Source organism: Paenibacillus sp. FSL K6-4396 (genome assembly GCF_038002525.1).
Taxonomy (GTDB): Bacteria; Bacillota; Bacilli; order Paenibacillales; family Paenibacillaceae; genus Paenibacillus; species Paenibacillus amylolyticus_B.
Window position 1 is genome coordinate 1,301,932 of record NZ_JBBOCR010000001.1, and the last position, 14,009, is coordinate 1,315,940.

A 14,009-nucleotide genomic window follows, 5' to 3' on the forward strand; every position below is an offset into this window, starting at 1 on the left:
TAGTGGCTGACAGTCTTCGGACGTAAATCATGGGAAGTTCTTAACTTTTCCTTATCTCATGTATGACTTGGTTACAGCCTTGGTTTAAATGTATCTTGATGCTCTCTCAGGAATGCATCGAGCGAGCGCGGCACTCTGCCAAGCAAGCGTTGAACGGTATCCGTCGGCTTCTCTGGCACAACGGTAGACATCGTCTGAATTTCCACAACGTGGTCTGCAAGCCATGGAGGCATCTGTCCATGTTCGATCAGATCCGTTCGAAGCTCCTCGGGTTTGAGGTTGAGGAATCCGATCGGTCGATTGAACAGGTTGGACATTTTATCTGCAATCTGTGCATAAGTGAATGCTTCGGAACCCGTCAGCGTATAGATGCGGTTCGCTGGTTTGGCTCTAGTCAGCACTTCTGTGGCAATATCTGCGATGTCTCGGCAATCAATGAAGTTGCATGGGGAATCTCCAATGCAGCCGAAGAATACATCTTGGGTTGTAATGGTTGGTGCGAGTCGGAGCAGATTTTGCATAAAAGCATAGGGCCGCAGCATCGTATATGTCATCCCGGATTTCACTAGAGCTTGCTCGATTTGTTCATGCCAGCCTGCTACAGCTACTGGTGAACGTTCGTCATATGCTGGGCTGGATATTTTGACGACATGCTCCACTCCTTCTTGCACAGCCATCTGAATAATGGATGTCTCTAGTTCCACTTGTTTAGGGTCGTTGGATAATGCTAGAAATAGTTGACTGGTACCCGCCAAAGCTCTGCGCATCGATTCGGAATCATTTGCATCGGCAGCACAGGTTTCAATCCCGGACAATGCCAAGTCCGCCATTTGTTGACGAAGCTTATCCGGCTTTCTACTTACTGCCCGTACGGGAATACCTCTTTCCAGCAAACGTCTCAAAAGTGCATTTCCAATCATGCCTGTTGCTCCAATAATAGTAATCATGTTTCAATCTCTCCTTATAATGAACTTGTTTATTTGGTAATGTAAGTTCGCCAGCGCCATGACATGATCGTACAAGCTATTGCACCGGACAATGGAAAATCGAACCCAATATGATCCAACCAAGCCCATGAAGAACTCGGGTTTACGATCTGCAATACATTAGAAATCCCCCATGCCGCCACAAAGCCAAACCCCGCGCCTGCAAGTGCCAAGCAGCCTACCACAATGACTCGGGGTGCTTTCGTCACCCACCGTGTGCGGTTCTCACGGTTGCGAAGCCAGAGTCCGGCACATAGAGCCATAAGCAGAGACGCCCCTCCAATCGTTGTTAAAGCTCGTAACTGAAGGACTTTATCAGCGGTGACGATTCCCCCGATGCTTGCCATGATGGCAGGAGACAAGTAGGCCGGGATTAATTCACGCCACAGCACAAAGGTTTTTTGGGGAGGTTTAGCGGCTCGTTTTGGATAAGCATCCTCGGAATGAACGGGGTCATTAAGGTTAACCATATCACTACTCCTTTTTTTGTATAGAAATCACTAATTTGCTTTCATCTATATATAATTAGGGACCTAACTATATGGGATGAAAATGGGCTAGTTGAACTAGCCCGGTTCCCTTTCTTCGTTATGCTCCTAGGATTTTGGTTCGAAGAAGTCACGTGACTCATCTGTAAGTGCAGCAATACCTTGTGTAACACGCCCCAGCAGGTTGAGAAACACACTCCTTTCCTCGATCGTAAGTAATCCGACCATCGCTTCCAGTCTGGCAAAATGTTCCGCAGCCATATCCGTTAGCTTCTTTGCACCTTTGGCGGTCAAAATGACTGACTTCTGACGACCATCAACGGAACTCGTCCGACGAGCAACCAGTCCGTCTCGTTCTAAAATCTCGATTAGACCAGTTACAGTAGCACGGGTTACACCCAGATTTTCCGCCAGTTGGGAGGGCAGTTCTTCCCCTTCGTGATCTTCAAGATCTGCCAACAGACGATATCGACCTGTAGATAAACCGAATCTGGAGAAATGGATTTCCGCAGCATGCCCAAGTTTGGCTCCTGCTACCATCAGTCTGGATGCGACAAGCACGGCTTGTGCATCCACGTCTAATTGATAGCGATCAACCTGACGCTTCGTTTGTACTAACGAAGGGATGAGGTACATATCAGTTGTTGATTTGTTTTGATTGTCCATAAATATAGTATGGTACCTAACTATATAGTTGTCAACTTTTGTTTAGACCATTCTATCCAGAAGCCAGGGATATATGAAGAAGCTTTATTTTGTTGATTTGGTCGATTTTCAGAATTTGGAGCCATTTTACGGAATAACGTTAATGAGGTTCCTAGGTTGGATGCTCTGGTAAAGTGTTCGTACTGAAAAAACCATGTGCCCAGAAAAAAAGAGGCAACATGGTTTTCTTTTGTCTTTTTTTATATATTGATCCAGCTGGAGAATAATTATCGGAACATATTCTTAACGACCATCCAGAGATTAGCCGGTTTTTCGGCCAAACGGCGGGTATAGTACGGATACCACATGGTGCCGTAAGGTACGTAACAGCGAATGCGATAACCTTCTTTGGCGAGACGTTCCTGTTCGCTCATACGCAGACCATATAACATCTGGAATTCAAAGGCATCCGGCGAGATTCCCCGATCCTTGGCGTATTGTTTCGTCCAGTTAATGATGTGATCATCATGCGAGGCAACCGCAGTGTATACACCCTGATCGAGGTGATTACGAATCATCGTTTTGAATTGATGAATGACTTCAGAAGTATTCTGATAGGCGACTGATCCGGGTTCTTTGTAAGCACCTTTAACCAGTCGAAGCCGGATGCCTTCCCGAATCATATCACGCGTATCTTCTTCGGTGCGATGCAGGTAGGCTTGTAAGACTGTGCCCGTATTGTGCAGTCCTTCCGAGTGCAGTCTTCGAACAATATCCAGCGTTGCTTGAGTAAATGGACTATCCTCCATATCAATTCGGACAAATAGATCATGCAATTTGGCTTGTGCGGCAACGGCCCGGATATTTCGATAGCCCTCTTCCGGGTCCAGTGCGAGGCCCATCTGGGTTGGTTTCAGCGAGACGTTGGAGTCTACGCCTTCACGTGCAATGCCTTCTACCAGTCGTACATACTCATCCCTGTACAATGCCGCTTCGCTCAGGCGGGTGATGCCTTCGCCAAGATGATCGAGCGTAGCCATAATGCCTTTATTATTGAGTATGCGGATCTCTTCGAGAGCTTCTTCCAAGGTGTTTCCTGCAATAAATTTGCCTGCCAGCTTCTTACCATATCTAATGGACAGGTTCTCTACAGCTTTGTTGCCTGCCACGGTTAATAAGGTTTTGCGATATATTTCCGTTCCCACACTCATTTTCGTCTCCTCCTTCAGCATTGTGCATCCTTAATTCAAGCAAGAAACGTGCCAGATTTGGTGATGGTCTACTATTTTTCATGGAGATTTTAACTTTATAAAAAGGAATCAAAAAATCTGGGGATAACAGCGATTGGAAGGTTGTTCTGTCATCGGAGTGGGCAGTGTGAACTTTCTTTAGTTAAATTTAATAAGAAAAATATTTCAGTTCCAACCGGAGTTGGCACGGATTTTGCTACATATATTTGGTGATGAGTAACATGCAAAATAATTCAGGCGAGCAGCCAGCGAATCCCACATCCTGAAGGAGGAATCATTGATGAATATCCCTTTTGTTAACGAACCATTCACACCCTTTGCGGTCCAGGCGAACCAGGAAGCATTTGAAGACGCACTTCGTCAGGTAGAAGCTGAACTTGGGCAGGAATACCCGATTATTATTGGTGGGCAAAAAATAACAAGCAGCCGCACGTTAACGTCCGTGAACCCCGCGGCCAAGAATCAAGTTGTCGGAACGATCCATCAGGCAGATCAGGAATTGGCCGAAAAGGCCATTCAGACAGCAGCGGAGACATTCCACACTTGGAAATATACCGATCCGAATGAACGGGCTCGTTATCTGTACAAAGCAGCTGCCATTATGCGCCGTCGCAAGCATGAATTCTCCGCATGGATGGTCTATGAAGCCGGCAAGACCTGGCCTGAAGCCGATGCGGATACAGCGGAAGCCATTGATTTTATGGAATTCTATGCACGGGATATGCAGCGACTGAGTGAACCCCAGCCCCTCGTGCGGATTGCAGGGGAAGATAATGAACTGAGTTATATACCGCTGGGTGTTGGCATTGTTATTCCACCTTGGAATTTCCCGCTGGCGATTATGGCAGGCATGACCTCTGCTGCACTGGTCTCCGGCAACACGGTGGTGTTAAAGCCAGCAAGTACAACTCCTGTGATTGCGGCGAAGTTTATGGAACTGCTCGCAGAAGTGGGCTTGCCGGATGGCGTCGTCAACTTTTTACCAGGGCCAGGTAGTGAAGTTGGTGATTATCTCGTGGATCATCCGCTTACCCGGTTTATCAGTTTCACCGGTTCCAGAGATGTAGGGCTGAGAATTAATGAACGTGCAGCACGTACAGCTCCAGGTCAGAAGTGGATCAAACGGGTTATTGCAGAGATGGGCGGCAAGGATTCCATCGTAGTAGACAGTGACAGTGATCTGGAACTCGCGGCAGAGTCCATTACCGCTTCGGCATTTGGTTTCTCTGGACAGAAATGTTCGGCGTGTTCCCGTGCCATTATTCATAAGGATGTATATGATGAAGTATTGCAAAAAGTGATTGAACGGACACAGAAACTGACGATGGGTAGTCCGCTTGAAGTGGGCAGTCAGGTTGGGCCGGTTATCGATGACAAGGCCTATGCAAAGATCACGGAATATATTGAAATCGGTAAGGGTGAGGGGCGTCTTGTGCACGGTGGCGGCACAGGGAATGTTGAAGGTTATTTCATTGAACCAACCATAATTGCCGATGTGGACCCGAAAGCCCGAATTGCTCAAGATGAGATTTTTGGACCTGTGCTTGCGTTCATCAAAGCAGAATCTTTCCAGGATGCTTTGGATATCGCCAATAATACAGACTATGGTCTGACCGGCGCGGTGATCTCACGTAATCGTGAACATCTGGAACAGGCAAGACGCGAGTACTTTGCGGGTAATCTATATTTCAACCGGAAATGTACCGGAGCACTGGTGGGCACGCATCCATTTGGTGGATTTAACATGTCAGGCACGGATTCCAAGGCAGGTGGAAGAGACTATCTACTGCTGTTTACACAGGCGAAGCTGGTATCGGAGAAATACTAAACAGATTATCCATGATCCGACTGAAATCTGCTTACAATCGTTTGAATAGTATGCTATTATCCCTGCAAATCCTTTTGTTCGTATAAGAAACACAGATGCTTATTGCCGAAGGCATAAGGAGGGTAACGGATGTTAGGTGTTCAGTTGGTACAGGAACAACGTATTCGGCTGTCCATCACGCCGAAGATGAAACAATCCTTTCATTTGCTAACGATGTCCGGACAGGATCTGACTCGTTACTTACTGGATGCGGCGGAAGAAAATCCAGTTCTTGAACTGGAAGAACAAGCTGCGCCCCTCGCCCGGATTCCACGGCGAATGGACCAGCGCAGGTATGATTCCTACGATCCGCTGCTTCAGGTCAGAGGTGCAGAACCTACACTGGAAAAGTTGCTGATTGCCCAAATTCGAGTGATGACACTTCCAGTCGAAATGGAAAATATGGCAGTATATTTGGCAGGGTGCGTTAATGATGATGGTTATCTGACAGTTGAACTGGCAGAGGTGCAAGCAGCAATTGAGCAACCGATGAGCAAAATTGCAGCGGGACTGGAGGTTCTCCAATCACTGGACCCTGCTGGTGTAGGGGCCCGGAATTTGCAGGAATGTCTGTTGCTCCAGATTAGACGTGATTCATCGGCTGCGCTGTATGCGGAGCGGATGGTGGAAGCGGGATTGGAAGCACTGGTTCCTTTTCACCCAGGTAAAACAGGGAGTCGATTAGGCATGACTTCACGGGAAGCTCAGACTGCCTATGACTATATTACACGTCTTGACCCCAAGCCCTGTCGATCCATCGGATGTACAGAACGACCACATTACATTATTCCAGATGCCATCGTAGGGTTGCGTAACGGTGAGGCCCATTTTAGCCTGCATGTGGCAGGTAACCCTCGTGTATCGATGAATGAAGCGTGCATCCGCTGGATCAGGGAAGAGGCTCCGGACACAATCTGGTCTACCCGCGTGGTAGAGGCGAGGGCGATCATTCGGAGTGTACACTTGCGGCGCAGGACTTTAGTGCGTGTGCTGGCGGCAGTGATGGAAGAGCAGAAGCACTTTTTGGTCAAAGGCCCATCCACGCTAAAACCACTTAATCTGGCTGTTATTGCAGAGAAGATTGGCATGCATGAATCAACGGTAAGTCGTGCGGTGAACGGTAAATACATTGAGACCCCGCACGGTGTATATGAACTCAGGGCTTTTTTTGCCTCGGGAATCCGTACAACGTCAGGGGATAAAACATCAGCATCAGCGGTGAAACGTAGATTAAAAGAAATCATTCGCACGGAACAGGCTCAGCGTCCATACTCGGATAGTCATTTAGCCACACTGCTCGCCGAGGAGGGGATTGTCATCTCCCGCAGAACGGTTGCCAAGTACAGGGAGGAACTTCAGATTCTGCCTTCCCTTGAGCGTAAACGGTGGGCTTAATCGAATAGCTGGCGTCTTATCTTCTCTGAATAAAAGAACCCCCGCAAACCGGATGAACGGTCTGCGGGGGTTCTTGGTAATTATTCGTGTTTGGGTTGCTGCATCAGTTTTCCTGATTACCTACATACGTTCCATATTACGCAGGAAGTGTTCTCCGGCAATCCCTGGTGTAGTCATCTGTTCCGGATGAAGAATCTCTTCCAGTTCTTCCGGTGTCAGCAGTCCGCGTTCCAGAATGATTTCTTGCAAGGTAAGTCCAGTTTTGAGCGCTTCCTTCACAATGGAAGCCGCCACATTATAACCTAAGTGTGGGTTTAACGCCGTAACCACACTGAAACTTTGTTTCATGATTAATTCGCAGCGCTCTCGGTTAGCTTCCATCTCTTCAACCGCATAACGTGTGAAAACATCGATACCGTTATTCATAATTTTCAGGGATTGCAGCAAGTTGAACGCAATAACTGGGCCCATGACATTCAGCTCGAATTGACCGGCTTCACACGCCATACAGATCGTATGGTCGTTCCCCATCACCTGGAAGGATACCTGGTTAATGACTTCCGCCATAACCGGGTTGACTTTGCCTGGCATAATGGACGAACCTGGCTGACGCGGTGGCAAGAGCAATTCATTGAATCCTGCACGCGGACCTGAAGCCATCAAGCGAATATCATTACAGATTTTGGAAAGGCTAACCGCACATACCTTCAGCGCCGCTGAAAGTTCCAGATAGGCATCTGTGTTCTGCGTTGCATCCACGAGATCCTCAGCTGTTTGTAGTGGTAGTCCGGTAACATCAGACAGGTGCTCTGTAACCTTGACGATATATTCGGGTTTGGCATTGAGTCCTGTACCTACCGCAGTTGCACCCATGTTAATGGTAAGCAAGCGGCGATTGGCGAATTCAAGACGCTCAATATCCCGTCCGATTACACGGGCATAAGCTCCGAATTCTTGTCCAAGGCGAATAGGTACGGCATCCTGAAGATGGGTACGGCCAACCTTGACCACATCGTTGAATTCCACTTCTTTTTTACGGAACGCATCCTGTAGTCTCTTCATGGTAGCGAGTAACGTCTCCGACAGTTGGTACGCCGCAATGCGCAATGCTGTAGGTACCACGTCATTGGTGGACTGGGACATGTTCACATGATTATTGGGATTGCAATGGAAGTAGTCTCCCTTGCTTTTGGTTAACAGTTCCAGTCCGCGGTTGGCTAAAATTTCGTTCATATTCATATTCATGGAGGTGCCTGCACCGCCCTGAATGGAGTCTACAATAAAATGATCCATATGATGGCCTTTCATCATTTCTTCAGCGGCCATAACAATCACATCGCCAATCTTGCTCGGCAGCATCTTCAACTCCATGTTGGTAATGGCTGCCGCCTTCTTCACCGCAGCCAGAGCCGTGATCAGCTCCCGGTGTACCGGAACGCCGGTAATCGGGAAGTTTTCCACGGCCCGGACCGTCTGAATTCCGTAATAAGCATAAGCCGGGATTTCTTTTTCACCGATAAAATCTTTCTCCGTCCGTGTGGACATAGTAGACATCTCGTTCGCCTCCAGTGGCATCAATAAAAATAGTTCGGCTTCAGCATTGCTGAAGCGCACTCAGTATATCATTTAAGCAAAATGGATGCCAATCTAAATCATTTGGCCTCTTGTGCCGATAATAAATAAAATTAGGGATATTAAATGGAATATTATTCAATTTTCAAGAAAGGGGGGGAGTGTCCAAGCTTGTCTTATACATTATGCGCTTTATGGTAGAGAAGTCATGCATGAACGGCAAGTATGGGGGGAATAGAACGTTTTCAGTGATGTATATCACATGATATTTGGTACTTGATTGGTAAAATAGGAAAAAAGGACTACGGGGTGTGCACATGAAATGGACTTTAGGAGCAAAGACTGTCGCAGGTTTGGTACTGATTTCGATTATTACCTACGGAACTAGCGGCTTTTTTATATTTTTTGTCAAAGACTGGATTACATTAGATATTCCGAATTGGGTATACATATCGATCATTTTAATCATGGGAGTATGCTGGAACGGGATTCTGGGATGGTTTGCATCACGCTGGCTGACTCGTCCAATCGTTCATCTGTCCCGGGCTGCACAGCAGGTTTCAGCGGGGGATCTGACAACCGAAATTCCGCAGCGACGCACGCAGGATGAACTTACCGTATTATATGATGCTTTTCGCGCAATGGTATCTAACCTTCGAAGCATTGTAAATGATATTGCAGACAGTACAAGAACGACTTCACAGAACGCACAGTCTCTGAGTGAAGCGATTACCCAGGCCGCTGAACAGATCGAAATGATGTCGGATGCGGTAGATCATATTGCGGTAGGCGTAGAAGAGCAGAAGGTCACTTCCCATCAATCTCTGATTACGGCGGATGAGATGCTGAACGATTTCCAGCGTATGCATAGTCAGTCCATGGACATGACAGAGATGTCGGGTCAGATGGAACGATCTGTGGATCATACAAAACAGACTTTCTCATCGTTGATGAAAGGGATGGACGAGCTGGCCGAGTCGCACAATCGTTCCCGCGATATTATGTTGTTGCTGGAGAAGGAAGCCTCCGATATCGAAGTAATTACCCAGTCTGTCAAAAACATCGCAGAGGAAACAGGGTTACTTGCCCTGAATGCTTCCATTGAGGCTGCACGAGCTGGCGAAGAAGGTTCTGGTTTTGCAGTCGTGGCGCAGCAGATCCGCAAGCTGGCAGACGAAAGTAAGGAATCGGTACACCGTATTAATGAGCTGATTAGTCGTGTGCAGCAGCGGATCAGGGAGACAGCCCAACTGTCTCATGAGCAGCATGGTCTCGTGGTTAATGAATCGGAGCGGACCGTCTCTGTGGATCAGACGTTGCATGAACTGACAGGAACAGTGGAAGTATTTATGAAGGGTGCGCATGATATCGGTTCCAAGATTGCAGAACAGACCGGTCGCGTGGAGCAAACGCACGGTCATGTGAAGAAGATCCAGGGGAAAGCCGGATCGTTCTCGGATGAGGCGAGACGAATTATGGATGCCGCACACGAAGAGACAGCCATCATGGAGGAGATTTCATCCTCGGCTGAAGAACTGAGACAATTAACCGATCGGTTATTGGACAAAACCAAAGCATTCCGGATGCAGCCTTAAGCTGTGTTCGGAATTTTTTTTGTTTTTGGAGAACAGTTTTGGCATGATAATTTGCTTATTCTGGTTAAAGCCGAACGTTCTTTCGTGAAAACGAAAATTTGTAAAGATTATTTTATGAAAGATTAACAAATTCGCAACTTGCAGGCGATAAATGAAGATATAATAGGATTATCACAACAGATAAAGGAGCCCAGTATATTGAAAACTTGGACAGGTATCCTGCTGATGATTATTTTGGCGGTAGCTACGATTAGTACAACTTCGGCTGCCAGAACCATGAATGAATCGCAAAAACAGCTTAACATAGATGATCAATCCAGCCAGACCGAAACGGTCGAGGCTTCCAATATAGATAAACTGCATGACACAGCGAAGACAACACAGGAATCCATTCCCGTGAAAGAGGAATACGTTTCGGTAGCTCCAGAGAATGAGAACGTCAGATTATACCCTATGAAAGTTGAGGGTTCAGGATATATATACAACGGAATGATTTTGGAAGTGGACGGCAAAGTGCAAGAATTTAGTGATTGGCAGGGAGAAGGCGGGTCTTACAAACCCGAAGTGCACGAGCTGGATCTGAATGGAGACGGCCAGAAAGAAATTATTGTTTTGTACACAGAAGGTCATGGAACAGGTATTTATTTGGGACAAGCACGTATCATTAATCCGGTAACGCTGGAAGAGATGAAGATGCAATCTCTGGATGAGATTGCGAAACAGCATGTGAAGTCAAAAGTTACGGTTAGATCAGACCGTGTGGATGTTGATGTCGCCGTTGATGGTGTTCAAGCAGAGCCTTTACGGATCGAGGAAGATACGAGTGACGGCGTGTATAACAAAGAGTTGGGATTCGGTGGAGTAACCTATTACAGTGTGGAGGATGGCCAACTTGTCGTATCAGCAGCAGGATCTTACGGTGCGGCTTTGTATGCGGGTGATCTGACATTCACTTATGAGTATCAAGATGGCGAGTGGAAGGCCGTAGATTTGAAGTACAGCATGGAAGTGTATGAAGAAGAATATTATGAATCTTTTGATTGATATCATCATGGTGATATCGTAGTGCAGCAGGATTTTGGAAGTTCTCGAATGTGAAATGTAGTGAGCATCTGAACAGAATATCTCCTTATCTGCGTTTGCAGACAGTGGGAAACAGGGCGAGGCTGAAAAAAATCGGGACATACAGCCTCGTTTTGTGCTGCCCACAGATAGGAACTATGTCCTAAAAATGCAGTAAACAATTGACATTATCACTTTAGTCGTTTAAATGTATAAAGGACAAATCATTTTACGTTCAGGAGGGATTTTGATGAAGAAAAAGGTTGTTCTGGGTTTGATGGTAGGCACATTAACGCTTGGGATCGGTACTGGTGCGCTCGCAGCAACAGGGTTGGAGCAGATCAAAGCCTATCTAAACAGCAAAATTACGTTGAAACTGAATGGCGAGACCGTGACAGCGAAGGATGCTAACGGTAAGACCGTATTGCCGATCACGTATAACGGAACAACGTATTTGCCAGTTCGTGCGGTTGGAACACTGCTTGGAACTGAAATCAATTATGACAGTGCAACTTCATCCGTCCTGATTGGCGGAACGAATGGATCTGCACCCGTAACCAACGGAAAAGTAACGCTGAGTGCACTTGGAACATCCGTACTGGGATCTACCGCTTGGCACACCAAAGATCCTAAGGATACCACATATAAAGGCAAGGATTACAAGGATGTTTATCTGCATAATGATCCTACGAAACAGGGGGATGATATTCAGATTAATACGGGTAAAAAGTATTCTTCTCTGCACTTGGAAATTGCCGCGCTGAAAGGGAATCAGGAGATTCATATCTATGATCAGGATCTCGCGACACTCAAAAAGTTCAATATCACTCCAGAAAGCGGTATGATGAGTCTAGATGTGGATGTTAAAGGTACAGATGCTGTCTATGTCGAGATTGTATCTGAAGATCCAGGTTCATCGCTGTTTGTGCCTCTTACCACATCTTACTTGGTTAAATAAAATAGACGTAATAAAAAAACGATTATCAACAATGAGGTAGCTGGATCAAGTCCAGAATACACATGGTGATAATCGTTTTTGGGTTTAACGAATGACGGTATCCAGCGGTTTGAGATTGGCTTCAATCTCGGCGCGGCGACCTTCGAGGAATGGAGGCAAAGCAAGCGATTCTCCCAGATGCTCCATTTCTTCATCTGTATCAAATCCCGGACCATCGGTTGCAAGTTCGAACAGAATACCGTTTGCTTCACGGAAATACAGGGAGCGGAAGTAGAAGCGATCTACAAAACCGGAGTTAGGGAATTGGAAGTTACGAACCCGTTCCACCCATTGTTTCAGTTCTTCTTCGTTATCCACACGGAACGCAACATGGTGTACGCTGCCACGTCCAGGACGCTCTTGGGCAAGGTCATTCCGTTCCTCAACATGCACCTCGGAGCCGCTACCACCTTCGCCGGATTCAAAAACGAGTACATCAGGTTGACCTGGAGTAAAGGCAGGGTAACTTCCTTTCGCTCTGAAACCGAGCAGTTCGGTAAGAACCGGAGCGGTAAGGGAAGCATCTTTTACCGTAAGATGGATAGGGCCAAGGCCAACAATGCCATACTCGGCAGGCACAGGGCTTTGATCCCATGGTTTACCACCAGCGACACCTGTATTGTTTTCATCCGAGACCAGAATCAGACGTTGTCCTTCAAAGTCTGTGAATGAGAGCGTCGCACGACCACCCCGTTCAACAATCTCTCCATGTGAGACATCGAATTCGTCAAAGCGCTGCTGCCAGTACGTAAGTGCCGCATCACTTGGAACGCGCAGTGACGTTGCCGAGATGCTGTTCACACCTTCACGAGTCTGTCCAGCCATCGGAATCTCGAAGAAGGTAAGTTCGGTACCCGGATTCCCTTTTTCATCGCCATAGAAGAGATGGTAGACGGATACGTCGTCCTGGTTGACCGTTTTTTTAATGAGGCGCAGACCCATGATGTTGGTGTAGAAACGATAGTTCTGATCGGCATGTGCTGTTAGAGCTGATACGTGGTGAAGTCCTTTGATTTGCATAATAATTCCTCCTAGATGAAGTGGGATAGTGTAAATGTTCAGTTGAACATTTGTTGAGTGCTGTATTTTTATCATTTCGATTAAGAAAGTTACTAACTTTTCGTTTGTTTTGTTTCTGAATTTATCTTAACATAAAGATATTTAAATTACAATGCTTATTTAGAATTCCAACTGGACAGCAATTTCATTCAATGGCAAAATGAAAAAGTTAACATTAAAGAGAGATACTGTTGGTGAGATCCTTGTAAAGGAGAGAAGAGATGCATGGCGTATCCACCATGGCTGGACCCTTATGATGCAGAGCCGTTTATCCTGTTCTCCACTTCACATATCGTTTCAATTAGCGTAATTACAGCATTGATTGTACTGATGTTTTTGCTTCGACACCATCTTCGATCATGGTCAGAGAGGGCACGCCGCATACTGCGAATTGTTCTGGCTTGTATGATGTTTGCCTGCGAAATCGTGCTGCAACTCTGGTATGTGTATGGAGGGATATGGAGTCTGCAGACGTCACTGCCACTCGAACTATGCAGTCTGTCTCTGCTATTATCGGCGTTGTTACTACTGACACGCAGTCGACTGTTACATTCTGCGCTGCTGTTTGCAGGCATTGCTGGAGCCCTTATGGCGATTCTGACTCCTAATCTGGGTTATGGTTATGCACATTTTCGATTTATTCAATTTTTCGTTGCTCATGCCTGTATCATTCTGGCTTTACTCTACATGACCTGGGTGGAACAGCTGCGACCTAGCTGGAGATCTGTAGCAGGTTCCATGATATTTGTGAATGTGGCGGCATTAATCGTATACGTTGTAGATGTCATGCTTGACGCGAATTACATGTTTCTAAGATATAAACCAAGTACACCCTCGGTGCTAGATATGTTAGGTCCGTATCCCATGTACATCCTTGGGGAAGAGATCCTGGCGCTAGTTTTGTTCTCGCTAATGTACGTTTTGCTCTTTGCCATTCCAGACTGGTTGAACCATCGTGTGAAAAAAGGTAAAAGCAATGCAGTTTAGCGGTAATCCTTGCATGCACCCGCCCGTATTATAATTCTCAGCATTTTGCATAATTCGAATTCTACCGCTCACTGGATTTATGCGAAATGCTCTTCACTATATATAA

Annotated in this window: 12 protein-coding genes; 6 read left to right on the forward strand and 6 right to left on the reverse strand. The window is 46.5% G+C overall.

What is annotated here, in order from left to right:
* Window positions 1–71: 71 nt before the first annotated feature.
* The 4 genes from MHB85_RS05740 to MHB85_RS05755 all read right to left on the reverse strand — a co-directional run bounded on the left by MHB85_RS05740 (window position 72) and on the right by MHB85_RS05755 (window position 3,330).
* Window positions 72–947, reverse strand: coding sequence for an SDR family oxidoreductase (locus MHB85_RS05740; protein WP_341072604.1), 876 nt, complete (start codon window positions 945–947; stop codon window positions 72–74).
* A gap of 29 nt (window positions 948–976) precedes the next feature.
* Entirely contained in the window at window positions 977–1,456 is a 480-nt protein-coding gene (locus MHB85_RS05745) for a hypothetical protein (protein WP_341072605.1), read from the reverse strand.
* A 126-nt stretch (window positions 1,457–1,582) separates the two neighbouring features.
* Complete coding sequence (locus tag MHB85_RS05750) at window positions 1,583–2,140, reverse strand: MarR family winged helix-turn-helix transcriptional regulator (RefSeq protein ID WP_091015616.1); 558 nt, start codon at window positions 2,138–2,140, stop codon at window positions 1,583–1,585.
* A 266-nt stretch (window positions 2,141–2,406) separates the two neighbouring features.
* Complete coding sequence (locus MHB85_RS05755) at window positions 2,407–3,330, reverse strand: proline dehydrogenase family protein (protein WP_091015614.1); 924 nt, start codon at window positions 3,328–3,330, stop codon at window positions 2,407–2,409.
* Between the two features lie 319 nt (window positions 3,331–3,649).
* On the opposite strand from MHB85_RS05755, the gene pruA reads away from it, so the two are divergent.
* Both pruA and rpoN read left to right on the forward strand, forming a co-directional pair.
* Window positions 3,650–5,197 carry an L-glutamate gamma-semialdehyde dehydrogenase gene (gene pruA / locus MHB85_RS05760; RefSeq protein ID WP_192132932.1) on the forward strand — a complete coding sequence of 516 codons (1,548 nt, stop codon included), beginning with the start codon at window positions 3,650–3,652 and terminating at the stop codon, window positions 5,195–5,197.
* A gap of 129 nt (window positions 5,198–5,326) precedes the next feature.
* Window positions 5,327–6,631 carry an RNA polymerase factor sigma-54 gene (gene rpoN / locus MHB85_RS05765; RefSeq protein ID WP_192132934.1) on the forward strand — a complete coding sequence of 435 codons (1,305 nt, stop codon included), beginning with the start codon at window positions 5,327–5,329 and terminating at the stop codon, window positions 6,629–6,631.
* Between the two features lie 120 nt (window positions 6,632–6,751).
* On the opposite strand, the gene MHB85_RS05770 is transcribed toward rpoN, so the two are convergent.
* Complete coding sequence (locus MHB85_RS05770; RefSeq protein WP_091015610.1) at window positions 6,752–8,185, reverse strand: aspartate ammonia-lyase; 1,434 nt, start codon at window positions 8,183–8,185, stop codon at window positions 6,752–6,754.
* A gap of 335 nt (window positions 8,186–8,520) precedes the next feature.
* On the opposite strand from MHB85_RS05770, the gene MHB85_RS05775 reads away from it, so the two are divergent.
* From MHB85_RS05775 to MHB85_RS05785, 3 genes are all read left to right on the forward strand, one after another.
* Window positions 8,521–9,798 (forward strand): methyl-accepting chemotaxis protein, encoded by a 1,278-nt coding sequence (locus MHB85_RS05775; protein WP_017690252.1) that lies wholly within the window; start codon window positions 8,521–8,523, stop codon window positions 9,796–9,798.
* Window positions 9,799–9,996: 198 nt separating this feature from the next.
* Entirely contained in the window at window positions 9,997–10,842 is an 846-nt protein-coding gene (locus MHB85_RS05780) for a hypothetical protein (RefSeq protein WP_105600816.1), read from the forward strand.
* 268 nt (window positions 10,843–11,110) lie between these two features.
* Window positions 11,111–11,818: a stalk domain-containing protein gene (locus MHB85_RS05785; RefSeq protein ID WP_192132937.1), complete on the forward strand. Its 708-nt coding sequence runs from the start codon at window positions 11,111–11,113 to the stop codon at window positions 11,816–11,818.
* A gap of 84 nt (window positions 11,819–11,902) precedes the next feature.
* On the opposite strand, the gene MHB85_RS05790 is transcribed toward MHB85_RS05785, so the two are convergent.
* Window positions 11,903–12,877 carry a ring-cleaving dioxygenase gene (locus MHB85_RS05790; RefSeq protein WP_105600807.1) on the reverse strand — a complete coding sequence of 325 codons (975 nt, stop codon included), beginning with the start codon at window positions 12,875–12,877 and terminating at the stop codon, window positions 11,903–11,905.
* Between the two features lie 264 nt (window positions 12,878–13,141).
* Between MHB85_RS05790 and MHB85_RS05795 the strand changes: the two genes are divergently transcribed.
* Window positions 13,142–13,903, forward strand: coding sequence for a YwaF family protein (locus MHB85_RS05795; protein ID WP_192132939.1), 762 nt, complete (start codon window positions 13,142–13,144; stop codon window positions 13,901–13,903).
* Window positions 13,904–14,009 lie beyond the last annotated feature (106 nt).

Coding starts and splice junctions, on each gene's coding strand:
- MHB85_RS05740 (WP_341072604.1), bottom strand. CDS start 947: ATGATTACTATTATTGGAGCAACAGGCATGATTGGAAATGCACTTTTG.
- MHB85_RS05745 (WP_341072605.1), bottom strand. CDS start 1,456: ATGGTTAACCTTAATGACCCCGTTCATTCCGAGGATGCTTATCCAAAA.
- MHB85_RS05750 (WP_091015616.1), bottom strand. CDS start 2,140: ATGGACAATCAAAACAAATCAACAACTGATATGTACCTCATCCCTTCG.
- MHB85_RS05755 (WP_091015614.1), bottom strand. CDS start 3,330: ATGAGTGTGGGAACGGAAATATATCGCAAAACCTTATTAACCGTGGCA.
- pruA (WP_192132932.1), top strand. CDS start 3,650: ATGAATATCCCTTTTGTTAACGAACCATTCACACCCTTTGCGGTCCAG.
- rpoN (WP_192132934.1), top strand. CDS start 5,327: ATGTTAGGTGTTCAGTTGGTACAGGAACAACGTATTCGGCTGTCCATC.
- MHB85_RS05770 (WP_091015610.1), bottom strand. CDS start 8,185: ATGTCTACTATGTCCACACGGACGGAGAAAGATTTTATCGGTGAAAAA.
- MHB85_RS05775 (WP_017690252.1), top strand. CDS start 8,521: ATGAAATGGACTTTAGGAGCAAAGACTGTCGCAGGTTTGGTACTGATT.
- MHB85_RS05785 (WP_192132937.1), top strand. CDS start 11,111: ATGAAGAAAAAGGTTGTTCTGGGTTTGATGGTAGGCACATTAACGCTT.
- MHB85_RS05790 (WP_105600807.1), bottom strand. CDS start 12,877: ATGCAAATCAAAGGACTTCACCACGTATCAGCTCTAACAGCACATGCC.
- MHB85_RS05795 (WP_192132939.1), top strand. CDS start 13,142: ATGGCGTATCCACCATGGCTGGACCCTTATGATGCAGAGCCGTTTATC.